The organism is Pseudomonas palleroniana (genome assembly GCF_003031675.1).
GTDB lineage: Bacteria > Pseudomonadota > Gammaproteobacteria > Pseudomonadales > Pseudomonadaceae > Aquipseudomonas > Aquipseudomonas palleroniana.
In genome coordinates, this window is record NZ_PYWX01000071.1 from 128,830 (window position 1) to 150,159 (window position 21,330).

Genomic DNA, 21,330 nt, shown 5'->3' on the forward strand with positions numbered 1-21,330 from the left:
ATGAACAGCACGCTTATCCAGACAGACCGTTTCACCTTGAGTGAAACCGAGCGCTCGGCCATCGAGCACGAGCTGCATCACTACGAAGACCCGCGCGCGGCGTCGATCGAAGCCTTGAAGATCGTCCAGAAGGAACGTGGCTGGGTGCCGGACGGCGCGCTCTACGCCATCGGCGAGATCCTCGGCATCCCTGCCAGCGACGTTGAAGGCGTGGCCACGTTCTACAGCCAGATCTTCCGCCAGCCCGTGGGCCGCCACATCATTCGCGTGTGCGACAGCATGGTCTGCTACATCGGTGGCCACGAATCTGTGGTCAGCGAGATCCAGAACAAGCTGGGCATCGGCCTCGGCCAGACCACCCCGGATGGCCGCTTCACGCTGCTGCCGGTGTGCTGCCTGGGCAACTGCGACAAGGCGCCGGCGTTGATGATCGACGACGACACATTCGGTGACGTGCAGCCCGCTGGCGTGACCCAATTGCTTGAGGGCTACCCATGACCCTTACATCTTTCGGCCCGGCCAACCTGATCAAGCGTTCGCCCGAGACCCACCCGCTGACCTGGCGCCTGCGTGACGATGCCGAGCCGGTATGGTTCGACGAATACCAGGCCAAGAACGGCTACGCCGCTGCGCGCAAGGCCTTCGCCGACATGGCTCAGGACGATATCGTCCAGACCGTGAAGGACGCCGGCCTTAAAGGTCGCGGTGGTGCAGGCTTCCCCACGGGCGTGAAGTGGGGCCTGATGCCCAAGGACGAATCCATCAACATCCGCTACCTGCTGTGCAACGCGGATGAAATGGAGCCCAACACCTGGAAAGACCGCATGCTGATGGAGCAACTGCCCCATCTGCTGATCGAAGGCATGCTGATCAGCGCCCGCGCGCTGAAAACGTACCGTGGCTACATCTTCCTGCGTGGCGAGTACACCACCGCCGCCAAGCACCTCAACCGTGCCGTGGAAGAAGCCAAGGCCGCCGGCCTGCTGGGCAAGAACATCCTCGGTTCAGGCTTTGATTTCGAACTGTTCGTGCACACCGGCGCCGGGCGTTATATCTGCGGTGAAGAAACCGCACTGATCAACTCCCTCGAAGGCCGCCGCGCCAACCCGCGCTCCAAGCCGCCCTTCCCTGCCGCCGTGGGCGTGTGGGGCAAGCCGACGTGCGTGAACAACGTCGAGACCCTGTGCAACGTGCCGGCGATCATCGCCGACGGCGTGGACTGGTACAAATCCCTGGCCCGCGAAGGCAGCGAAGACATGGGCACCAAGCTCATGGGCTTCTCCGGCAAGGTCAAGAACCCGGGCCTGTGGGAACTGCCCTTCGGCGTCACCGCCCGCGAGCTGTTCGAGGACTACGCCGGCGGCATGCGCGACGGCTACACCTTGAAAGCCTGGCAGCCAGGCGGCGCCGGCACCGGCTTCCTGCTGCCCGAGCACCTCGACGCACAAATGTATGCCGGCGGCATCGGCAAGGTGGGCACCCGTATGGGTACTGGCCTGGCGATGGCGGTGGACAACACCGTGAACATGGTCTCGCTGCTGCGCAACATGGAGCAGTTCTTTGCCCGTGAATCCTGTGGCTTCTGCACCCCATGCCGCGACGGCCTGCCGTGGAGCGTGAAACTGCTGATGGCCCTGGAAAAAGGCGAAGGCCGCGAGGGTGACATCGAGACCCTGCTGGGTCTGGTCGGTTTCCTCGGCCCAGGCAAGACCTTCTGTGCTCACGCACCGGGCGCCGTGGAGCCATTGGGCAGCGCAATCAAATACTTCCGCTCGGAGTTCGAAGCCGGCATCGCGCCTGTCAGCGCCGCCGTCCCGCCTCTGGCAAAGCCGATCGTAGTCGGCGCGTAACGCTTAAAGAAGCGAAGGGTCCGTGCCCTTCGCTTTCTCATGTGCTGACGCCTTGATGGCTGTGTAGATGCACATGAATAACAAGATTCCATTAGCCACGCCCGCTGACAACGGGCCAACGAAGAACTTTGAACCATGGCCACTATCCACGTAGACGGCAAAGCGCTCGAAGTCGATGGGGCGGACAACCTGTTACAGGCCTGTCTGTCACTCGGTCTCGATATCCCGTATTTCTGCTGGCACCCCGCACTTGGTAGCGTCGGTGCCTGTCGCCAGTGTGCGGTCAAGCAGTACACCGACGAGAACGACACCCGTGGTCGTATCGTCATGTCGTGCATGACCCCAGCCACCGACAACACCTGGATCTCCATCGACGATGAAGAATCCAAGGCGTTCCGCGCCAGCGTCGTCGAATGGCTGATGACCAACCACCCCCACGACTGCCCGGTCTGTGAGGAAGGCGGTCACTGCCACCTGCAAGACATGACGGTGATGACCGGCCACAACGAGCGCCGTTATCGCTTCACCAAGCGTACCCACCAGAACCAGGACCTCGGCCCGTTCATTTCCCACGAAATGAACCGCTGCATCGCCTGCTATCGTTGCGTGCGCTTCTATAAGGACTACGCCGGCGGCACCGACCTGGGCGTATTCGGCGCCCACGACAACGTGTACTTCGGTCGCGTTGAAGACGGCGTGCTCGAAAGTGAGTTCTCCGGCAACCTCACCGAGGTCTGCCCGACCGGTGTGTTCACCGACAAGACCCACTCCGAGCGCTACAACCGTAAGTGGGACATGCAGTTCGCCCCGAGCATCTGCCATGGCTGCTCCAGCGGTTGCAACATCTCCCCGGGCGAGCGCTACGGTGAACTGCGTCGTATCGAAAACCGCTTCAACGGTTCGGTCAACCAGTACTTCCTGTGCGACCGTGGCCGTTTCGGCTACGGCTACGTCAACCGCGAAGACCGTCCGCGCCAGCCACTGTTGGCCGGTGGCGCCAAGCTGAGCCTGGACGAAGCGCTGGATAAAGCCGCCGACCTGCTGCGCGGTCGCAACATCGTCGGGATCGGTTCGCCCCGCGCCAGCCTCGAGAGCAACTTCGCGTTGCGCGAACTGGTCGGCGCCGAGCACTTCTACTCCGGTATCGAAGCCGCTGAGCTGGAGCGCATCCGCCTGGTCCTGCAGGTGCTGAACGACAGCCCGCTGCCGGTGCCGAACATGCGCGACATCGAAGACCACGACGCGATCTTCGTGCTCGGTGAAGACCTGACCCAGACCGCTGCGCGTATCGCCCTGTCCCTGCGCCAGTCGGTCAAAGGCAAGGCCGAAGCCATGGCCGACGCCATGCGCGTGCAGCCTTGGCTCGACGCCGCAGTGAAGAACATCGGCCAGCACGCGCTGAACCCGCTGTTTATCGCAAGCCTGGCTGAAACCAAACTCGACGACATCGCCGAAGAATGCGTCCACGCAGCGCCGGACGACCTGGCCCGCCTCGGTTTCGCCGTGGCCCACGCCCTCGACGCCAGCGCGCCTGCCGTCGAAGGCCTGGACACTGAGGCCGCTGCACTGGCCCAGCGTATCGCCGACGCCCTGCTGGCGGCCAAGCGCCCATTGATCATTGCCGGCACCTCGCTGGGTTCCAAGGCGCTGATCGAAGCCGCTGCCAACATCGCCAAGGCGTTGAAGCTGCGTGACAAGAACGGTTCCATCAGCCTGGTCGTGCCGGAAGCCAACAGCCTTGGCCTGGCCATGCTCGGTGGCGAGTCCGTGGACGCTGCCCTGCAGGCAGTCATCGACGGCAGCGCCGATGCCATCGTGGTGCTGGAGAACGACCTGTACACCCGCACCGATGCGGCCAAGGTTGACGCTGCGCTGAACGCCGCCAAGGTGTTGATCGTTGCCGACCACCAGAAGACCGCTACCAGCGAACGCGCCGACCTGATACTGCCGGCTGCCACCTTCGCTGAAGGCGACGGCACCCTGGTCAGCCAGGAAGGCCGTGCCCAGCGCTTCTTCCAGGTGTTCGATCCGAAGTACATGGACGCCAGCATCCTGGTTCACGAAGGCTGGCGCTGGCTGCATGCCCTGCGCGCCACCCTGCTGAACCAGCCGATCGACTGGACCCAGCTTGACCACGTCACCGCCGCTACCGCCGCAAGCGCACCGCAACTGGCGCGTATCGTCGATGCCGCGCCATCCGCCGCGTTCCGCATCAAGGGTTTGAAACTGGCCCGCGAACCGCTGCGTTACTCCGGTCGTACCGCCATGCGCGCCAACATCAGCGTGCACGAACCGCGTACCCCGCAAGACCCGGATACCGCGTTCAACTTCTCCATGGAAGGTTACTCGGGTTCGGCCGAGCCGCGTCAGCAAGTGCCGTTTGCCTGGTCTCCAGGCTGGAACTCGCCGCAGGCCTGGAACAAGTTCCAGGATGAAGTCGGTGGTCATATCCGCGCTGGCGACCCGGGCACCCGCCTGATCGAAAGCAGCGGTGATTCGCTGAACTGGTTCGCTGCCGTACCGCGTCCGTTCAACCCGGCCCAGGGCACCTGGCAGGTCGTACCGTTCTTCCACCTGTTCGGCAGCGAAGAGAACTCTTCCAAGGCCGCGCCGGTTCAGGAACGTATCCCGGCCGCCTACGTGTCGGTCGCCAAGTCAGAAGCCGATCGCCTGGGCGTCAACGACGGTGCCCTGCTCAGCCTGAACGTGGCCGGCCAGACCCTGCGTCTGCCGCTGCGCATCAACGATGAGTTGGGTGCCGGCCTGGTTGCACTGCCTAAAGGCCTCGCCGGTATTCCGCCGGCGATCTTTGGCAAAACCGTTGACGGTCTGCAGGAGGCAGCGCAATGACCTGGTTCACCCCTGAAGTGATCGACGTGATCATTGCGGTCCTCAAGGCTGTCGTGATCCTGTTGGCCGTGGTCGTCGCGGGCGCCCTGCTCAGCTTCGTCGAACGTCGCCTGCTGGGCTGGTGGCAGGACCGTTACGGTCCGAACCGCGTTGGCCCGTTCGGCATGTTCCAGATCGCCGCCGACATGCTGAAAATGTTCTTCAAGGAAGACTGGACCCCACCGTTTGCCGACAAGGTGATCTTCACCCTGGCACCGGTCGTGGCCATGAGCGCCTTGCTGATCGCCTTCGCGATCATTCCGATCACCCCGACCTGGGGCGTGGCGGACCTGAACATCGGCTTGCTGTTCTTCTTCGCCATGGCCGGCCTGTCGGTCTATGCGGTGCTGTTCGCCGGTTGGTCGAGCAACAACAAGTTCGCCCTGCTCGGCAGCTTGCGGGCTTCGGCCCAGACCGTGTCCTACGAAGTGTTCATGGGCCTGGCGCTGATGGGCATCGTGGTGCAGGTCGGCTCGTTCAACATGCGCGACATCGTCGAGTACCAGGCACAGAACCTGTGGTTCATCATTCCGCAGTTCTTCGGCTTCTGCACCTTCTTCATCGCCGGCGTCGCCGTGACTCACCGTCACCCGTTCGACCAGCCTGAAGCGGAACAGGAACTGGCCGACGGTTACCACATTGAATACGCCGGCATGAAATGGGGCATGTTCTTCGTTGGCGAGTACATCGGCATCATCTTGATCTCGGCCCTGTTGGTCACGCTGTTCTTCGGCGGCTGGCACGGTCCGTTCGGCATCCTGCCGCAGTTGGCGTTCTTCTGGTTCTTCCTGAAGACCGCGTTCTTCATCATGTTGTTCATCCTGCTGCGCGCTTCCATTCCGCGCCCACGCTATGACCAGGTGATGGATTTCAGCTGGCGCTTCTGCCTGCCGCTGACCCTGATCAATTTGCTGGTGACGGCTGCCGTTGTGTTGTTGAACACGCCAGCCGGCGCGGTTCAGTGAGGATTTGACCCATGTTCAAATATATTGGCGACATCGTTAAGGGTACCGGTACCCAGTTGCGAAGCCTGGTGATGGTGTTCGGTCACGGCTTCCGCAAACGCGACACCCTGCAATACCCGGAAGAAGCGGTGTACCTGCCGCCGCGCTATCGCGGCCGCATCGTGCTGACCCGCGACCCCGATGGCGAAGAGCGTTGCGTAGCCTGCAACCTGTGCGCCGTGGCGTGCCCGGTGGGTTGCATCTCCCTGCAGAAAGCTGAAACCGAAGACGGTCGCTGGTACCCGGACTTCTTCCGCATCAACTTCTCGCGCTGCATTTTCTGCGGCCTCTGCGAGGAAGCTTGCCCGACCACCGCGATCCAGCTGACACCGGATTTCGAGATGGCCGAGTTCAAACGTCAGGACCTGGTGTACGAGAAAGAAGATCTGCTGATCTCTGGTCCCGGTAAAAACCCTGATTACAACTTCTATCGTGTTGCAGGTATGGCCGTTGCCGGTAAGCCAAAAGGCGCCGCACAAAACGAAGCCGAGCCGATCAACGTGAAGAGCTTGCTGCCTTAAGGAAGAAAGATGGAATTCGCTTTCTATTTCGCATCGGGTATCGCGGTTGTGTCCACGCTTCGCGTGATCACCAACACCAACCCCGTGCACGCCCTGCTCTACCTGATCATTTCGCTGATCGCCGTGGCCATGACCTTCTTCAGCCTCGGCGCACCGTTCGCCGGTGTCCTGGAAGTGATCGCCTACGCCGGCGCCATCATGGTGCTGTTCGTGTTTGTGGTGATGATGCTCAACCTGGGGCCGGCTTCGGTCGCCCAGGAGCGCGTCTGGCTCAAACCCGGTATCTGGCTCGGCCCGGTTGTCCTCGCCGCCCTGCTGCTGGGTGAACTGCTGTATGTGCTGTTCGCTCACCAGAGCGGCCAGGCCATCGGCCACACCACCGTGGATGCAAAAGCCGTGGGCGTCAGCCTGTTCGGCCCGTACCTGCTGGTGGTCGAACTGGCGTCGATGCTGCTGCTCGCCGCAGCCGTCACCGCCTTCCACTTGGGCCGCAACGAAGCCAAGGAGCAATGACGATGCCTGCTATCCCCTTGGAGCATGGTCTGGCGGTCGCCGGCATCCTGTTCTGCCTTGGCCTGGTCGGCCTGATGGTCCGCCGTAACATTCTGTTCGTGTTGATGAGCCTGGAAATCATGATGAACGCCGCAGCACTGGCCTTCATCGTCGCGGGTGCACGTTGGGGCCAGCCGGATGGACAAGTCATGTTCATCCTGGTGATCAGCCTGGCAGCCGCCGAGGCCAGTATCGGCCTGGCGATCCTGCTGCAACTGTATCGTCGCTTCCACACGCTTGATATCGACGCTGCCAGTGAGATGCGCGGATGAACATGATCTTTCTGACTTTCGTATTTCCCCTGATCGGTTTCCTGCTGCTGTCGTTCTCCCGTGGACGCTGGTCGGAAAACCTCTCGGCCCTGGTGGGCGTGGGCTCGATTGGCCTGTCGGCGATCGTTGCCGCCTACGTCATCTGGCAATTCAACGTGGCCCCGCCGGAAGGCGGCCACTACACCCTGGTGCTGTGGCAGTGGATGTCGGTGGAGGGCTTCAAGCCCAACTTCGCCCTCTACATCGACGGCCTGTCGATCACCATGCTCGGCGTGGTGGTGGGCGTGGGTTTCCTGATCCACCTGTTCGCGTCCTGGTACATGCGCGGTGAAGCCGGTTACTCGCGCTTCTTCTCGTACACCAACCTGTTTATCGCCAGCATGCTGTTCCTGGTACTGGGCGATAACCTGTTGTTCCTGTACTTCGGCTGGGAAGGCGTGGGCCTGTGCTCGTACCTGCTGATCGGTTTCTACTACAGCAACCGCAACAACGGTAACGCGGCACTCAAGGCCTTTATCGTCACCCGTATCGGCGACGTGTTCATGGCAATCGGCCTGTTCATCCTGTTCCAACAGGTGGGCACGCTGAACATCCAGGAACTGCTGGTACTGGCACCGCAGAAATTCCAGGTCGGCGACTTCTGGATCACCCTGGCCACCCTGATGCTGCTGGGCGGTGCCGTGGGTAAATCCGCGCAACTGCCGCTGCAAACCTGGCTGGCGGATGCGATGGCCGGTCCTACCCCGGTTTCGGCACTGATCCACGCCGCAACCATGGTAACCGCTGGTGTCTACCTGATTGCGCGTACCCATGGCCTGTTCACCCTGGCGCCGGAAATCCTGCACCTGGTCGGCCTGGTCGGCGGCGTGACCCTGGTACTGGCCGGCTTCGCTGCGCTGGTACAGACCGACATCAAGCGCATCCTCGCCTACTCGACCATGAGCCAGATCGGCTACATGTTCCTGGCCCTGGGCGTCGGTGCCTGGGACGCGGCGATCTTCCACCTGATGACCCACGCCTTCTTCAAGGCCCTGCTGTTCCTCGCTTCCGGTGCGGTGATCGTTGCCTGCCACCACGAGCAGAACATCTTCAAGATGGGTGGCCTGTGGAAAAAACTGCCGTTGGCCTACGCCAGCTTCATCGTCGGTGGTGCCGCCCTGGCTGCCCTGCCGTTGGTGACCGCCGGTTTCTACTCGAAAGACGAGATCCTCTGGGAAGCCTTTGCCAGCGGTAACCAGAACCTGCTGTACGCAGGCCTGGTGGGTGCGTTCATGACCTCGCTGTACACCTTCCGCCTGATCTTCATCACCTTCCACGGTGAAGCCAAGACCGAAGCACACGCAGGCCACGGCATCTCGCACTGGCTGCCATTGTCGGTACTGATCGTGCTGTCGACCTTCGTCGGTGCCATGATCACGCCGCCACTGCACGGCGTATTGCCACAAAGCGTCGGCCATGCCGGCGGCGAAGCCCAGCACAGCCTGGAAATCGTCTCGGGCGCCATCGCCATTGCCGGTATCCTGCTGGCGGCCCTGCTGTTCCTCGGCAAGCGTCGCTTCGTGACCGCCGTTGCCAACAGTGGCATTGGCCGCTTCCTTTCGGCCTGGTGGTTCGCTGCCTGGGGCTTCGATTGGATCTACGACAAACTGTTCGTCAAGCCATACCTGGCCATCAGCCATGTACTGCGTAAAGACCCGCTCGACCAGACCATCGGTTTGATCCCGCGCGCCGCCAAGGCCGGTCACACCGCCCTGAGCCGCAGCGAGACTGGCCAACTGCGCTGGTATGCAGCTTCCATGGCGGCCGGTGCCGTGCTAGTGATCGGCGCCATCGTAGTGGTAGCGGTCTGATATGAACTTTGCGAACTTGCGAAAGGAAACGAGCCCGTCATGATTCTGCCCTGGCTAATCCTGATCCCCTTTATCGGCGGCCTGCTCTGCTGGATGGGTGAACGCTTCGGCGCCACCCTCCCCCGCTGGATTGCGTTGCTGACCATGTCCCTGGAACTCGCACTCGGCCTCTGGCTGTGGGCCCATGGTGACTATTCATTCGCTCCGGCACCGGGTGTCGATCCAACCTTCGCGCTTGAATTCAAGCACGTGTGGATCCAGCGCTTCGGCATCAACGTGCACCTGGCCCTCGACGGCCTGTCGCTGTTGATGATCCTGCTGACCGGCCTGCTGGGTATCCTCTCGGTACTCTGCTCCTGGAAAGAAATCCAGCGTCACGTGGGCTTCTTCCACCTGAACCTGATGTGGATCCTGGGCGGCGTCGTCGGCGTGTTCCTCGCCCTCGACCTGTTCATGTTCTTCTTCTTCTGGGAAATGATGCTGGTGCCGATGTACTTCCTCATCGCGCTCTGGGGTCACAGTTCTTCGGACGGCAAGAAAACCCGGATCTACGCGGCGACCAAGTTCTTCATCTTCACCCAGGCTTCCGGCCTGATCATGTTGGTGGCGATCCTGGGCCTGGTACTGGTCAACTTCAACAACACCGGCGTGATTACCTTCAACTACGCCGACCTGTTGAAAACCAAGATGTCCCTGACCACCGAGTACATCCTGATGCTGGGCTTCTTCATCGCATTCGCGGTGAAGCTGCCGGTGGTGCCGTTCCACTCCTGGCTGCCTGACGCTCACGCCCAGGCGCCAACAGCAGGTTCGGTCGACCTGGCCGGTATCCTGTTGAAGACCGCGGCGTATGGTCTGCTGCGTTTCGCCCTGCCGCTGTTCCCGAATGCCTCGGCCGAGTTCGCGCCGATCGCCATGACCCTGGGTCTGATCGGGATCTTCTACGGCGCGTTCCTGGCCTTCGCGCAAACCGACATCAAGCGTCTGATCGCGTTCTCGTCCGTTTCGCACATGGGTTTCGTACTGATCGGCATCTACTCCGGCAGCCAGCTGGCGTTGCAAGGCGCAGTGATCCAGATGCTGGCCCACGGTGTCTCGGCCGCTGCCCTCTTTATCCTGAGTGGCCAGTTGTACGAACGCCTGCACACCCGCGACATGCGTGAGATGGGTGGCGTGTGGTCGCGCATCGCCTACCTGCCGGCGATCAGCCTGTTCTTTGCCGCGGCGTCCCTGGGCCTGCCGGGCACCGGTAACTTCATCGGCGAATTCCTGATCCTGATGGGCTCGTTCGTACAGACACCGTGGATCAGCGCCATCGCTACATCCGGCCTGGTATTCGGCTCGGTCTACTCGCTGATCATGATCCACCGCGCCTACTTCGGCCCGGCCAAGTCCGACACTGTCCTGCAAGGGATGGATGCTCGCGAACTGATCATGGTGCTCGGCCTTGCGGTACTGCTGATCTACATCGGCGTGTACCCGCAACCGTTCCTGGACACTTCTGCCGCAACGATGCATGGCGTGCAGCAGTGGTTCGGCACCGCCTTCTCTCAACTCGCTTCGGCCCGGTAAGAGCGCTATGGAATTCACGATCCAACACTTTATCGCGCTTGCGCCGCTGCTGATCACCAGCCTCACCATCGTGGTGGTGATGCTGGCGATCGCCTGGCGCCGCAATCACTCGCAAACGTTCCTGCTGTCCTGTGCCGGCCTGAACCTGGCCTTGCTGTCGATCATTCCGGCCCTCAAGGTCGCGCCACTGGCGGTGACCCCGCTGATGATGGTCGATGACTTCGCGCTGCTGTACATCGCGTTGATCCTCGTAGCCACCCTGGCGTGCGTCACCCTCGCCCATGCCTACATGGGCGAAGGCGGCACCGGCTACCCGGGCAACAAGGAAGAGCTGTACCTGCTGATCCTGCTGGCTGCTGCCGGTGGTATCGTGCTGGTCAGCGCACAGCACCTGGCCGGCTTGTTCATCGGCCTGGAACTGCTGTCGATCCCGACCTACGGCCTGGTGGCCTACGCCTTCTTCAACAAGCGCTCCCTGGAAGCCGGCATCAAGTACATGGTGCTGTCGGCCGCCGGTTCCGCGTTCCTGTTGTTCGGTATGGCCCTGCTCTACGCCGAAGCCGGCAACCTGAGCTTCACCGGGATCGGCCACGCCCTGGCCACCACCAGCATGCCTGCGCCGATTGCCCAACTGGGCCTGGCGATGATGCTGATCGGCCTGGCGTTCAAGCTGTCGTTGGTGCCCTTCCACCTGTGGACCCCGGACGTGTACGAAGGCGCCCCGGCGCCGGTGGCTGCGTTCCTGGCCACGGCGTCGAAGGTGGCCGTATTCGCGGTGATGGTGCGTCTGTTCCAGATCTCGCCTGCCGCCAACACCGGCGTGCTGAGCACCGTGCTGACCGTGATCGCCATCGCGTCGATCCTGTTCGGTAACCTGCTTGCCCTGACCCAGAACAACCTCAAGCGCCTGCTGGGTTACTCGTCCATCGCGCACTTCGGCTACCTGCTGATCGCCCTGGTGGCGAGCAAAGGCCTGGCCGTGGAAGCCATGGGTGTGTACCTGGTCACCTACGTGATCACCAGCCTCGGCGCGTTCGGCGTGATCACCCTGATGTCCTCGCCGTTCAAAGGCCGTGACGCTGATGCCCTGTACGAATACCGCGGCCTGTTCTGGCGCCGTCCGTACCTGACCGCCGTACTGACCGTGATGATGCTGTCCCTGGCGGGTATCCCGCTGACGGCCGGTTTCATCGGCAAGTTCTACATCGTGGCGACCGGTGTTGAAGCGCACGAATGGTGGCTGGTGGCATCCCTGGTGCTGGGTAGCGCCATTGGCGTGTTCTACTACCTGCGCGTGATGGTCACCCTGTACCTGATCGAGCCAAACCTGCGTCGTGTGGATGCCGAGCTGCACTGGGAACAGAAAGCCGGTGGCGTAATGCTGCTGGCCATCGCCCTGCTCGCGTTCTTCCTGGGCGTGTACCCACAACCGTTGCTCACCCTGGTGCAGCACGCGGTGTTGGGCGTTTGATCGCTTAGGCACATGCAGTCAACAGAACGGCGCCTTCGGGCGCCGTTTTGCATTCTTGCCATTGTTTACATTTCCTGTGGCGAGGGAGCTTGCTCCCGTTGGGGCGCGAAGCGACCCCAGCACAGACACCGCATTACCCCTGAGAAATCTCAGTGTCAGGTTTCAGGGCCGCTACGCAGCCCAACGGGAGCAAGCTCCCTCGCCACGACAAACGCGCTCGCCAGAAATGCAAACTCGCAGCGCTGGGTTGAACCCATACCTTTAACGTCTCCACCCTCCCCCATCACCACAAAACGCTCCACACAGATAAACGGCGCAAAAAAAACGCCCCGAATCACTTCGGGGCGTTTTTCATTCACGTCGACGTGTCTGGCTCAATCGCAGCCTTAAAACGTGATACCCACCTTGAAACCGTACTCATCACGCTTGAGCTTGGTGTTGTCGGCGGTAAAGGAGTCTTCGTCGAGCTTGTATTCGGTGCGGGTGTAGTACAAGCCCGCCATCACCGGCAGATTGCCATTTTGGTTCATCAGCAGGCTGACTTCGGCGTAGGGGTTGGTGCGATCCTTGAGGTCTACAGTGTCACTGCCCACGCCATCCACTTTGAGTTTGGCGCGGCCGTCGATGGTCTGACGGGCACCGGCTTCAACGCGCAGGGTCATGTCATCGAACTGGTGGTTGTAGCCCAGTGCCAGCTTGGCGAATGGCGATTTATTGGTGAGCTTGACGTCATAGCCGTTGGTGTCGGGCTCATAGCGGGTCCAGGTGTAGCCACCGCCCACAATCACGTCGACGAAGTTGCGCGCATCCAGCGCGGCGCGCCAGCCGAGGTCCAGGTCAGCCTGACCTTCCTTGAGCTTGTCGTCGCTTTTTTCGCCGTACTTGGCTTCGATACCGGCTTGATAGATGAAGCCGGATTCGGCAGTCAGCTTGTTGCCGAAGTTGTAGAACAGCCCGGCTTCAGGCATGTGGCTCTTGTCGCTTGCGCTGCCGCCTTCGAATTTGAAATCGTTATAGCTACCCAGGATACCGAAGGTGGAAATAGGGCCGGTAGGCGGTGCCGCGAACACCACGGCAGGTGCAGCGACCAGCGCCAGCAGGGAGGAACCCTTGAAGATTTTTCCGAATAGCTTGGACATCGTTTTACATCTCCTTGTGAGTGAGCAAATTATTCAGGAACCGCTTCGAACCTCGGCCGTTGGCAAAGGTTCGAATTAATTTGCATCGTTTTGGAGGTAAAACGGTTCAGCGATGGCTCTAGCTCAAGGCTCTGCAGTGTTGGCCATTATTAAGCCACTGAGCGCTTCGCGAAGCTTGGGATCGGTTGGCAGGTGAATACCAAAGGTCTCTTGCAGCAGTGCCAGCAGTTCATCCGCACTGTCGATCACGCACTTTTCGCTGGGCCCATCCAGGCTGTGCACCGCATAGTGGGCATTGGCCAAGGTATAACGCTTACCCGGGGCCAACCGTGCCGCTTTCAACTGGCCGAGGAACACCGAGTCAGGGTGTGTAGAGACGTACCAGTTGCCGATTTCGTAGTCGATGGCGGCCTGCACTTGCAGGTCGAACACATACAAACCGCGCCACTCCCCGGCGACCAGCACCCACAGGGTGTAACTGCCCTGCCCGTCGAAGGTCAGCCGATAAGGTTCGTGGGCCGTGGCCTGCTGCGCTTGGGTGTCCAGTTGCAACGGGCTGCTGGGCACCATGCCGCCAAAGCCGACATCCGTGATATAGCGCACGCCCTCCAGGGTCACCAGGCTCAAGCGGTGGGTGCGCGCCGTGTGCGCATCCGCCGGACCACCCAGCACCACGCGGCCGGTGATGCCCCGTGCGTCGAAGCCGAGTTCCTGCAACAGCGCCAGGAACATCTGGTTCAGCTCATAGCAATACCCGCCGCGCCCATCCAACAGGATTTTTTGCTCGACACTGGGCAAGTCGATGGGTACCGGCCTGTGCAACAAGGTCGACACGCTCTCGAAGGCAAAGGTGCACACGTGGCGCAATTGCAGCGCTTGCAGGGTTTCAAGGGTCGGCGGTGGGGGCGAAGCGTAGCCCAGGCGTTGCAGATAAAGCTGGCTGTGAGTCAGGCGGCTGTCAGTGGGGTGGGACATGGCGCGATCCTTGAGCGCGTGGCGAAGGCGTCACTATGCCGCGCCAGCCAACGGCTTGTCATTTTGAATGAACCTTTCTCGGCGCCAACCTATCCATCTATAACAAGACAGGGAGGCAACATGAGTACCGCGAAGATTTACACCATTCACTATCAACTGCACGGTCAACCGAAGTCGTTTGTAGTGCGTGCCGAAGTGATGAACAACGCTGAGGCATGGCACTGGGCAGCGGTTGATGCCGACGTTGCGCACGTCAGTCGCGTGGGGCGCGTGGGGCATGAACAGGTGAAGAAAACCACCCGGCCCAAGGCGGAAAAATTCGGGATTACCGAGGTAACGTGGACAGCCCCCAAGTGAAAGAACAAGCCCCACCATAAAGGTGGGGCTTTTTTATAGATCAGACACAGGACAGACTGTTCAGCGCTCGACAAATGGCAGTGGTGCATCCGTATCACGGCGCACCGCGAACACATTCAGCGTCATCGCCACCAGCGCGTAGTAGCCAAAAACACCGACAAGCTCGACCACGGCCGGCTCTCCGAAAGCCGCTATCGCCTGTGCATAGAGCGCGTCATCGATACGCCGGGTTTCATAAAGCGTCTTGCCGAGGCGATAGACCAACGCCTCGTCCTCACGGGTAAAGGGCGGCGCTGCCTGCTGCTGTAACGCTTCGATGACCGCATCACTGACACCGGCTGAGCGCGCAATGGGCTCATGAATCTGCCACTCGGCCTGGGACTGCCACCAGGCTGCCGTAAACAGGATCGCCAACTCGGTAAGGCGCAGTTCCAGTTGCGTGCCATAACGACAAAAGGCCCCCAGCCGCTGTGCATGGTTCGCCAGTTGCGGGCTGTGGATCCAGGCCAGGAAAGGCCCATCCAGATTGCCACGCGGCCCTGCCAGGATCTCCTTGAGCACAGCGCGCTGGGCATCGCTCATCGACGCTTCGGTCAACTCGCTTAGACGCGATTGAATAGCCATTGCGCGCTCCCCTCAGCGGTTCTTCAACGTGGTCGTCACCGCAACCAGCAGTTTGTCGGCGATCTCATCAAGGTGATGATCCTCAAGAATGAACGGCGGTGCCAGAAGGATATGATCGCCCCGCTGCCCGTCGATGGTTCCGCCCATGGGGTAGCACATCAAGCCTTCAGCCATGGCCGCCTGCTTGAGTTTGGCGTGCAGCTTGAGAGCCGGGTCGAAAGGCGCCTTGCTGTTGCGGTCGGCGACCAGTTCGATGCCCTGGAACAGCCCACGGCCGCGGATATCACCAATGTGCGGATGCTCGGCGAAACGATCCAGCAAACGCTCACGCAGGCCCTCCCCCAAGCGGTTGACTTGGGCGAGCAACCCACGCGACTCGATGGCTTTCTGTACCGCCAGCGCGGCGGCGCAGGCGGTGGCGTGGCCGATATAGGTATGGCCGTGCTGAAAGAACCCCGAGCCCGAGGTGATCGCATCACGGATTTTCCGGCTCACCAGCGTTGCGCCGATGGGCTGGTAACCGGCGCCCAGCCCTTTGGCGATGGTGATCAGATCCGCCGTGATGCCTTCCTGCTCTGCAGCAAACAAACTGCCGGTACGGCCCATGCCGCACATGACTTCATCCAGAATCAACAAGACGCCATGGCGGTCGCACACGTCTCGGATGCGTTTGAAATAGCCCGGCACCGCAGTCACCGCGCCCAGCGTCGCGCCGACCACAGGCTCGGCGACAAACGCCATGACGTTTTCAGCCCCCAGACGCAGGATTTCCGCTTCCAGTTCGCCAGCCAGGCGCACGCCCAGCGCTTCGGCGGATTCACCGTCCTGTTGCTGGCGATAGGCATAGCATGGGCTGACATGACTGACGTCAATCAGCAGCGGTTCAAACTGCCTGCGCCGCCATTCATTACCACCGGTCGCCAGCGCACCCAGGGTATTGCCGTGATAGCTCTGGCGCCGTGCGATCAGGTGCTTGCGCTGGGGCTGGCCGATCTCGATGAAGTATTGGCGAGCGAGTTTCAGCGCCGCTTCTATCGCCTCCGAACCGCCTGAAACGAAGTACACCGAATCGATGCCCGCCGGGGCTCGTGCCACCAGGAAATCAGCCAGTTCCTCCATCACCTGCGTGGTAAAGAAGGAGGTGTGGGCGTAAGCCAACTGCCCCACCTGCCGACGCACCGCCTCGATCACGTCCGGGTCGCTGTGGCCCAGACACGACACCGCAGCGCCACCACTGGCGTCCAGGTAACGACGTTGATTGGCGTCGATCAGGTAAGGCCCTTCGCCCTTGACTGCAATGGGGTAGCTTTGTGTAAGGCTGCGATGAAAGACGTGGCTCATGGATGCCGCTCCGGTTTTTTGCAAATAATAGATGCAGATTTTTTAAATGCAATTATTTTTTGCATAACCATTCAGTGCCTCACCGCTCAAATAAACCCGCAAAACCCAGACTTTTATGGCTTAAAACCTTTTTTCGTGGCGCGCCAGCCATGCAAAATATAGTTGCACGCAAAATAAATGCATGTATATTTTGCTAAAAAGCAAATGTGTCGTGCGCCTCCTCTTTCGGGTGGCTAGCCGGGCCTATAACAAAAAAGTGGAGTGAATTCCTGTGGATCACTCAAAAAATTGACTGCCGCTATCCCCATCGCCCCAGGCTAGCCTCGGGCTTGTTTCCCCCTGAAGAGAAAATACCCATGAAGCACTTTCTGAAGGTCTCACTGGCGGCACTGGCACTGGTCACCACCTCAAGCAGCTTCGCTGCGAGCAAGGAACTGCTGGTCGCGACCGACACCGCGTTCGTACCGTTCGAGTTCAAGCAAGGCAACGAATACGTGGGCTTCGACATCGACCTGTGGGCCGCCATTGCCAAAGAAATGGGCGTCAGCTACCAGCTCAAGCCCATGGACTTCAACGGCATCATCCCTGCCCTGCAAACCCATAATGTCGACGTAGCGCTCGCCGGGATCACGATCAAGGAAGAGCGCAAGCAAGCCATCGACTTCTCCGATGGTTACTACAACAGCGGTTTCCTGTTGATGGTCAAAAGCGACAACAACACCATCAAAGGTGAAGCGGATATCGCCGGCAAGACCCTGGCGGTGAAAAGCGGTACCTCGGCAGCGGACTACGCCAAGGCCAACCTGAAAGCCAGCGAACTGCGCCAGTTCCCCAATATCGATAACGCCTACCTGGAACTGCGCACCGGCCGCGTCGATGCCGCCATGCACGACACGCCTAACGTCCTGTACTACATCAAGACGGCAGGCGAAGGCCAGGTGAAGGCCGTCGGCCAACAGATGCTCGCGCAGCAGTACGGCATCGGTTTCCCCAAAGGCAGCGAATTGCGCGAGCCGGTCAACGCGGCGCTGAAGAAGATTCGCGAGAACGGCACCTACACGCAGATCTATCGCAAGTGGTTCGGCACCGATCCGCAATAACTCCCGTCCTTCCTCAATAGAGAATTCAGCATGCATTTCCAATGGAGCGCCATTTGGGATGCGCTGCCGGTCCTGCTCGACGGCGCCAAGCTGACCTTGTGGATTTCGATCCTGGGTCTGATCGGTGGTGCCGTCATCGGCGTAGGTGCGGGTTTTGCCCGTGCCTACGGTGGTTTTATCAGCAGCCGTGTTGCGCTTGTTTTCATCGAACTGATCCGTGGCACACCGATCATGGTGCAGGTCATGTTCATCTACTTTGCGCTACCGATGATGATTCCGGTGCGCATCGATCCATTCTCGGCCGCCGTCGTGACCATCATGTTCAACTCCGGCGCCTACATCGCCGAGATCACCCGCGGCGCGGTGTTGTCGATCAACCGAGGTTTCCGCGAAGCCGGGTTGGCGCTGGGCCTGTCCAGGCGCGATACGCTGCGCTATGTGATCGCCCCGCTGGCGTTCCGCCGGATGATCCCGGCGCTGGGCAACCAATGGATCGTCAGCATCAAGGACACGTCGCTGTTCATCGTGATCGGTGTCGCCGAATTGACCCGCCAGGGCCAGGAAGTGATCGCCGGCAATTTCCGCGCGATGGAAATCTGGTCTGCGGTCGCCGTTATCTATCTGATCATTACGTTGGTGCTGAGCTATGTACTGCGACGTATGGAATCGAGGCTGAAAATCCTATGATCGAGTTCAAAGGTGTGTCCAAGCACTTCGGCAGCACTCAGGTGCTGCACGACATCAACCTCAAGATCGCCAGCGGTGAAGTGGTCGTCATCATCGGACCGTCGGGCTCGGGTAAATCCACCCTGCTGCGCTGCATCAACAAACTCGAAGAGATCACCGACGGCCAACTGATCGTCGATGGCCTGGAGGTCAACGATCCCAAGGTCGATGAGCGTCTGATCCGCCAGGAAGCGGGCATGGTGTTCCAGCAGTTTCATCTGTTCCCTCAGATGACGGCGCTGCAGAACGTCGCCTTCGGCCCGGTACGGGTACGCGGCGCCAGCCGTACTGAGGCCGAGCAACTGGCCGCCGAGCTGCTGGCAAAAGTCGGTTTGGCCGAACGTGCCAATCACTTCCCCTCCGAGCTGTCCGGCGGCCAGCAGCAACGCGTCGCCATCGCACGGGCATTGGCGGTCAAGCCCAAGCTCATGCTGTTTGACGAACCGACATCCGCGCTGGATCCGGAATTGCGCCACGAAGTGCTGACCGTGATGAAATCGCTGGCCGATGAAGGCATGACCATGGTGATCGTCACCCACGAAGTGGATTTCGCACGCAAGGTTGCCACGCGCCTGATCTTCATCGACAAGGGCCGCATCGCAGAGGACGGCCCGCCCGCCGAACTCATCGCCAACCCGCCAAGCCCGCGCCTGCGCGAGTTTCTGCAACATGTATCGTGAGGAGATGCAATGACACTGCCCTCTATTCATCTTGATGGAAGTGCCTATTCGATCGGCCGCGGGCTGGGGGTTTTCGGCCGCGACGCGGTGGCTACGCACTTGCGTCCCCTTGCTCTCTGGCAATACCTGGCGGCGCAGGCACACACCCCGGCGGCCTGGCAGATGCGCCAGCGGGTGCAAGACGAGTTCCCGCGTTACTGGCAGGAACTCGAAGGGCTGGCCGACGGCTTGCAGTTGCCGGTGGATGAGGTGTTCATGTGGAATTGCCGAGGCGACTACGTGCACCCCCACAGCGTGGATGGCTGCACGACCGTATTCGGCCCCACCCAAGGCGGTACGCTGATCGCCCATAACGAAGACGGCTTCCCGCAACTCAGAGGCCATTGCGCACTGCTGCATGCCACGCCGGATGCCGGCCTGGCGTTCACCAGCTTTGTTTACCCCGGCTCACTGCCCGGGCACACACTGGCGGTGAATGAGCGCGGGCTGGTGGCGACCGTCAACAATATCCGGCCCTTGCATATCCCCTCCGGCATCCCACGCCAGATCCTGGGGCGCGCGACGCTGGACGCGAGTACCCTTGATGAGGCGATCTCGATCGTGACACGCACCGACCGCGCCGGCGCGTTTCACCACACGTTCGGCCAGGCGGGGAGCCTGCGGGTGGTCAGCGTGGAAGCGTGCGCAGGCGCGAGCCACGTGCGTGAAGTCCAGGCGCCGGTCGGGCATTCCAACCATCTGGTTGCGCCAGCATTGAGCCAGGTGGCACAGCGCATTACCGACAGCTCCGGCGCCAGGCAACGCTGTATCAATATGCACCTGCTGCAATGGCCTGGCGCATTGCACGCGGAGGTTGCGCTGACGCTGCTGCGTGACACCTCCGGTGGGCATCTGCCGGTGTACCGCAGTGCGGCGGATGATCCGGACGATGAGAACACCTTGGCAACCGGCGTTTTTCGGATCAGCGCCAACACTGTAGAGTGGCGCATTTATACGCAGCCTGACACCGACCAAGCCGCTGCCGAAGGCGTGGTTCACCTGGGTGCGTAGCCACTCATTGACATGGACCCTGTGATGAATAAAGCCCTGACAGCCCTTCCCGACACGCTGGACGGCCTCAAGCAATTGCTCGCGGCTATCGAACGGCGCGACGTCGATATCGCGCTGGGCAGCAGTTCCAGGCGGGTGTTGATGGCGCTGATCGAGTCACCGCAACGCACGGCGGTGTCCTCGATCAGTGAGCTGGCGGAGCAACTGGACGTCAATGCCTCGACACTCTCGAGGCTGGCGCAACGCCTGGGCTACGGCGGCTTCAGCAAGTTGCAGGATGTGTTTCGGCGGGAAATTACCGAGGGCAAGCACTTCTACAGCGACCAGGCCTCACGGCTGGTGGTCAATCATGAAGACAAGGACATCCTCAACCAACTGACCCGCCTGGGCCGCCAGGAAAGCGCCAACATCGCCAGCATGATCGAACAGGTCGATCCCGAGGTGTTCGTACAGACCGTAGAACTGCTGGCCGAGGCGCGCCGAGTGCGGATTCATGGCATGCGGCAGTTCAATTCACTGGCGCTGTTCATGTCGTATGGCCTGGGCATGCTGCGCCCGGATGTGTCGGCCCTCGACTCCAGCCGCCAAGGCGTGGCGGATGCGCTGGCACAACTGGACATGGGGGACGTGTTGGTGGTTGCCAGCTGCTTCCCCTACACCCCCAGTGTGCTGGCCACCGCCGAGATTGCAGCACGCCATGGGATCAAAGTCATTGCGCTGACCGACTCCTCCAGCTCGCCACTGGCCAAAGTGGCACTGCACAGCTTCTATGTGCCCAATCACAGCCTGTTTTTCAGTAACAGCATGTGCGCCTTCATGTTGCTCGCCCAGGGCTTGTTGAGCGCGGTGGCAAGCAAGCTCGGCGATCGGTCGATCTCGGCGTTGAAGTACCGCGAGACACTGATCGATGAACTTAACGCTTCGCTGTGAGAACCGCGCTCAACTTCCTGTTCAAGGCTTCAGGTCGCCCAACGGGTCATAGGGCGGCTTGTTTTCATCCTGGTCTTTCTTGTCCTTATCCAACGGGGCGATAGCCGGACCGACAGGGTCCACCTGCGGGTCCGCCACGTCCGGCGAATCCGGGTCAAACCCCAACTCATCCTTGCCGCTGGCGTGCTCGCTCGAACGCGGGCCTTTGGGCGTGTCATTCACGGCAATCTCCTTGCTCAGAGCGGGCGGGCTTTGTCGTGGAGGTTGTCGAGGTCGTGCTCGACCCGTTCCACATCGTTGTCCTGACGCTCCGCCGGGTCGTTGGGACGCAACGCATCGTTGTCGCGCTCCTCTTCACCGGGTGTGCGGTCAGGGTTCGGGGTGCCGGGCGGCGGCTGTTTGTATTCGGGCATGATGGTTCACCTCA

Annotated in this window: 23 protein-coding genes; 16 read left to right on the forward strand and 7 right to left on the reverse strand. The window is 61.0% G+C overall.

The genetic code is table 11. The annotated features are described in order from the left end of the window. The 10 genes from nuoE (at position 1) to nuoN (ending at position 11,981) form a co-directional block, all read left to right on the forward strand. Entirely contained in the window at positions 1-498 is a 498-nt protein-coding gene (gene nuoE, locus C9383_RS25050) for an NADH-quinone oxidoreductase subunit NuoE (protein ID WP_003174721.1), read from the forward strand. Further along, positions 495-1,850, forward strand: coding sequence for an NADH-quinone oxidoreductase subunit NuoF (gene nuoF / locus C9383_RS25055; protein WP_060755667.1), 1,356 nt, complete (start codon positions 495-497; stop codon positions 1,848-1,850). The genes nuoE and nuoF overlap by 4 nt, the downstream gene beginning before the upstream one ends. Before the next feature lie 135 nt (positions 1,851-1,985). Continuing rightward, a complete protein-coding gene (nuoG, locus tag C9383_RS25060) occupies positions 1,986-4,700 on the forward strand; it encodes an NADH-quinone oxidoreductase subunit NuoG (RefSeq protein WP_090370258.1) in 2,715 nt (904 codons plus the stop codon). Then, positions 4,697-5,704 carry an NADH-quinone oxidoreductase subunit NuoH gene (gene nuoH / locus C9383_RS25065; RefSeq protein ID WP_060755669.1) on the forward strand — a complete coding sequence of 336 codons (1,008 nt, stop codon included), beginning with the start codon at positions 4,697-4,699 and terminating at the stop codon, positions 5,702-5,704. The genes nuoG and nuoH overlap by 4 nt, the downstream gene beginning before the upstream one ends. 11 nt (positions 5,705-5,715) lie before the next feature. Beyond that, complete coding sequence (gene nuoI / locus C9383_RS25070) at positions 5,716-6,264, forward strand: NADH-quinone oxidoreductase subunit NuoI (protein ID WP_003174725.1); 549 nt, start codon at positions 5,716-5,718, stop codon at positions 6,262-6,264. Between the two features lie 9 nt (positions 6,265-6,273). Continuing rightward, on the forward strand, positions 6,274-6,777 hold the full coding sequence (gene nuoJ / locus C9383_RS25075) for an NADH-quinone oxidoreductase subunit J (protein WP_060755670.1): 504 nt from the start codon (positions 6,274-6,276) through the stop codon (positions 6,775-6,777). Between the two features lie 2 nt (positions 6,778-6,779). Continuing rightward, on the forward strand, positions 6,780-7,088 hold the full coding sequence (gene nuoK / locus C9383_RS25080; protein ID WP_003174727.1) for an NADH-quinone oxidoreductase subunit NuoK: 309 nt from the start codon (positions 6,780-6,782) through the stop codon (positions 7,086-7,088). After that, a complete protein-coding gene (nuoL, locus tag C9383_RS25085; RefSeq protein WP_090370255.1) occupies positions 7,085-8,938 on the forward strand; it encodes an NADH-quinone oxidoreductase subunit L in 1,854 nt (617 codons plus the stop codon). Before nuoK ends, nuoL begins: the two co-directional genes overlap by 4 nt. Positions 8,939-8,977: 39 nt before the next feature. After that, on the forward strand, positions 8,978-10,510 hold the full coding sequence (gene nuoM, locus C9383_RS25090; RefSeq protein ID WP_016974046.1) for an NADH-quinone oxidoreductase subunit M: 1,533 nt from the start codon (positions 8,978-8,980) through the stop codon (positions 10,508-10,510). Between the two features lie 7 nt (positions 10,511-10,517). Beyond that, on the forward strand, positions 10,518-11,981 hold the full coding sequence (gene nuoN / locus C9383_RS25095; protein ID WP_060755672.1) for an NADH-quinone oxidoreductase subunit NuoN: 1,464 nt from the start codon (positions 10,518-10,520) through the stop codon (positions 11,979-11,981). A 155-nt stretch (positions 11,982-12,136) separates the two neighbouring features. Here nuoN and C9383_RS28275 read toward each other — a convergent pair whose 3' ends face one another. From C9383_RS28275 to C9383_RS25105, 3 genes are all read right to left on the reverse strand, one after another. After that, positions 12,137-12,340 carry a hypothetical protein gene (locus tag C9383_RS28275; protein WP_159438933.1) on the reverse strand — a complete coding sequence of 68 codons (204 nt, stop codon included), beginning with the start codon at positions 12,338-12,340 and terminating at the stop codon, positions 12,137-12,139. 27 nt (positions 12,341-12,367) lie between these two features. Continuing rightward, complete coding sequence (locus tag C9383_RS25100; protein ID WP_090370253.1) at positions 12,368-13,120, reverse strand: outer membrane beta-barrel protein; 753 nt, start codon at positions 13,118-13,120, stop codon at positions 12,368-12,370. A gap of 123 nt (positions 13,121-13,243) precedes the next feature. Further along, the gene (locus C9383_RS25105; protein WP_090370251.1) at positions 13,244-14,095 is read right to left on the reverse strand and encodes an arylamine N-acetyltransferase family protein; all 852 of its coding nucleotides are present in this window, start codon (positions 14,093-14,095) and stop codon (positions 13,244-13,246) included. A 120-nt stretch (positions 14,096-14,215) separates the two neighbouring features. Here C9383_RS25105 and C9383_RS25110 point away from each other — a divergent pair, with 120 nt between their 5' ends. Beyond that, entirely contained in the window at positions 14,216-14,452 is a 237-nt protein-coding gene (locus C9383_RS25110) for a DUF6555 family protein (RefSeq protein ID WP_060755676.1), read from the forward strand. A gap of 60 nt (positions 14,453-14,512) precedes the next feature. Here the strand turns inward: C9383_RS25110 and C9383_RS25115 are convergent, their stop codons facing one another. Further along, positions 14,513-15,076, reverse strand: coding sequence for a carboxymuconolactone decarboxylase family protein (locus tag C9383_RS25115; protein WP_090370248.1), 564 nt, complete (start codon positions 15,074-15,076; stop codon positions 14,513-14,515). A 12-nt stretch (positions 15,077-15,088) separates the two neighbouring features. Continuing rightward, the gene (locus tag C9383_RS25120; protein WP_090370247.1) at positions 15,089-16,417 is read right to left on the reverse strand and encodes an aspartate aminotransferase family protein; all 1,329 of its coding nucleotides are present in this window, start codon (positions 16,415-16,417) and stop codon (positions 15,089-15,091) included. Between the two features lie 356 nt (positions 16,418-16,773). Between C9383_RS25120 and glnH the strand changes: the two genes are divergently transcribed. The 5 genes from glnH to C9383_RS25145 are packed head-to-tail and all read left to right on the forward strand — an operon-like array spanning position 16,774 to position 20,903. Next, positions 16,774-17,517, forward strand: a complete 744-nt coding sequence (gene glnH / locus C9383_RS25125) for a glutamine ABC transporter substrate-binding protein GlnH (protein WP_090370245.1) — start codon at positions 16,774-16,776, stop codon at positions 17,515-17,517. Between the two features lie 30 nt (positions 17,518-17,547). Further along, the gene (glnP, locus tag C9383_RS25130; RefSeq protein WP_060755680.1) at positions 17,548-18,204 is read left to right on the forward strand and encodes a glutamine ABC transporter permease GlnP; all 657 of its coding nucleotides are present in this window, start codon (positions 17,548-17,550) and stop codon (positions 18,202-18,204) included. Continuing rightward, positions 18,201-18,923, forward strand: coding sequence for a glutamine ABC transporter ATP-binding protein GlnQ (gene glnQ / locus C9383_RS25135; protein WP_060755681.1), 723 nt, complete (start codon positions 18,201-18,203; stop codon positions 18,921-18,923). The genes glnP and glnQ overlap by 4 nt, the downstream gene beginning before the upstream one ends. 9 nt (positions 18,924-18,932) lie before the next feature. Beyond that, positions 18,933-19,973 (forward strand): C45 family autoproteolytic acyltransferase/hydrolase, encoded by a 1,041-nt coding sequence (locus C9383_RS25140; protein ID WP_090370242.1) that lies wholly within the window; start codon positions 18,933-18,935, stop codon positions 19,971-19,973. A gap of 24 nt (positions 19,974-19,997) precedes the next feature. Beyond that, positions 19,998-20,903 (forward strand): MurR/RpiR family transcriptional regulator, encoded by a 906-nt coding sequence (locus C9383_RS25145; protein ID WP_090370240.1) that lies wholly within the window; start codon positions 19,998-20,000, stop codon positions 20,901-20,903. A 21-nt stretch (positions 20,904-20,924) separates the two neighbouring features. On the opposite strand, the gene C9383_RS25150 is transcribed toward C9383_RS25145, so the two are convergent. Beyond that, a complete protein-coding gene (locus tag C9383_RS25150; RefSeq protein WP_090370237.1) occupies positions 20,925-21,125 on the reverse strand; it encodes a DUF6021 family protein in 201 nt (66 codons plus the stop codon). A 14-nt stretch (positions 21,126-21,139) separates the two neighbouring features. Next, positions 21,140-21,316: a hypothetical protein gene (locus tag C9383_RS28280; RefSeq protein WP_162843525.1), complete on the reverse strand. Its 177-nt coding sequence runs from the start codon at positions 21,314-21,316 to the stop codon at positions 21,140-21,142. Between the last annotated feature and the right edge of the window lie 14 nt (positions 21,317-21,330).

Bases quoted from the DNA above. Each gene is read 5' to 3' on its own strand.
- nuoE (WP_003174721.1), top strand. From the start codon at position 1: ATGAACAGCACGCTTATCCAGACAGACCGTTTCACCTTGAGTGAAACC.
- nuoF (WP_060755667.1), top strand. From the start codon at position 495: ATGACCCTTACATCTTTCGGCCCGGCCAACCTGATCAAGCGTTCGCCC.
- nuoG (WP_090370258.1), top strand. From the start codon at position 1,986: ATGGCCACTATCCACGTAGACGGCAAAGCGCTCGAAGTCGATGGGGCG.
- nuoH (WP_060755669.1), top strand. From the start codon at position 4,697: ATGACCTGGTTCACCCCTGAAGTGATCGACGTGATCATTGCGGTCCTC.
- nuoI (WP_003174725.1), top strand. From the start codon at position 5,716: ATGTTCAAATATATTGGCGACATCGTTAAGGGTACCGGTACCCAGTTG.
- nuoJ (WP_060755670.1), top strand. From the start codon at position 6,274: ATGGAATTCGCTTTCTATTTCGCATCGGGTATCGCGGTTGTGTCCACG.
- nuoK (WP_003174727.1), top strand. From the start codon at position 6,780: ATGCCTGCTATCCCCTTGGAGCATGGTCTGGCGGTCGCCGGCATCCTG.
- nuoL (WP_090370255.1), top strand. From the start codon at position 7,085: ATGAACATGATCTTTCTGACTTTCGTATTTCCCCTGATCGGTTTCCTG.
- nuoM (WP_016974046.1), top strand. From the start codon at position 8,978: ATGATTCTGCCCTGGCTAATCCTGATCCCCTTTATCGGCGGCCTGCTC.
- nuoN (WP_060755672.1), top strand. From the start codon at position 10,518: ATGGAATTCACGATCCAACACTTTATCGCGCTTGCGCCGCTGCTGATC.
- C9383_RS25100 (WP_090370253.1), bottom strand. From the start codon at position 13,120: ATGTCCAAGCTATTCGGAAAAATCTTCAAGGGTTCCTCCCTGCTGGCG.
- C9383_RS25105 (WP_090370251.1), bottom strand. From the start codon at position 14,095: ATGTCCCACCCCACTGACAGCCGCCTGACTCACAGCCAGCTTTATCTG.
- C9383_RS25110 (WP_060755676.1), top strand. From the start codon at position 14,216: ATGAGTACCGCGAAGATTTACACCATTCACTATCAACTGCACGGTCAA.
- C9383_RS25115 (WP_090370248.1), bottom strand. From the start codon at position 15,076: ATGGCTATTCAATCGCGTCTAAGCGAGTTGACCGAAGCGTCGATGAGC.
- C9383_RS25120 (WP_090370247.1), bottom strand. From the start codon at position 16,417: ATGAGCCACGTCTTTCATCGCAGCCTTACACAAAGCTACCCCATTGCA.
- glnH (WP_090370245.1), top strand. From the start codon at position 16,774: ATGAAGCACTTTCTGAAGGTCTCACTGGCGGCACTGGCACTGGTCACC.
- glnP (WP_060755680.1), top strand. From the start codon at position 17,548: ATGCATTTCCAATGGAGCGCCATTTGGGATGCGCTGCCGGTCCTGCTC.
- glnQ (WP_060755681.1), top strand. From the start codon at position 18,201: ATGATCGAGTTCAAAGGTGTGTCCAAGCACTTCGGCAGCACTCAGGTG.
- C9383_RS25140 (WP_090370242.1), top strand. From the start codon at position 18,933: ATGACACTGCCCTCTATTCATCTTGATGGAAGTGCCTATTCGATCGGC.
- C9383_RS25145 (WP_090370240.1), top strand. From the start codon at position 19,998: ATGAATAAAGCCCTGACAGCCCTTCCCGACACGCTGGACGGCCTCAAG.
- C9383_RS28280 (WP_162843525.1), bottom strand. From the start codon at position 21,316: ATGCCCGAATACAAACAGCCGCCGCCCGGCACCCCGAACCCTGACCGC.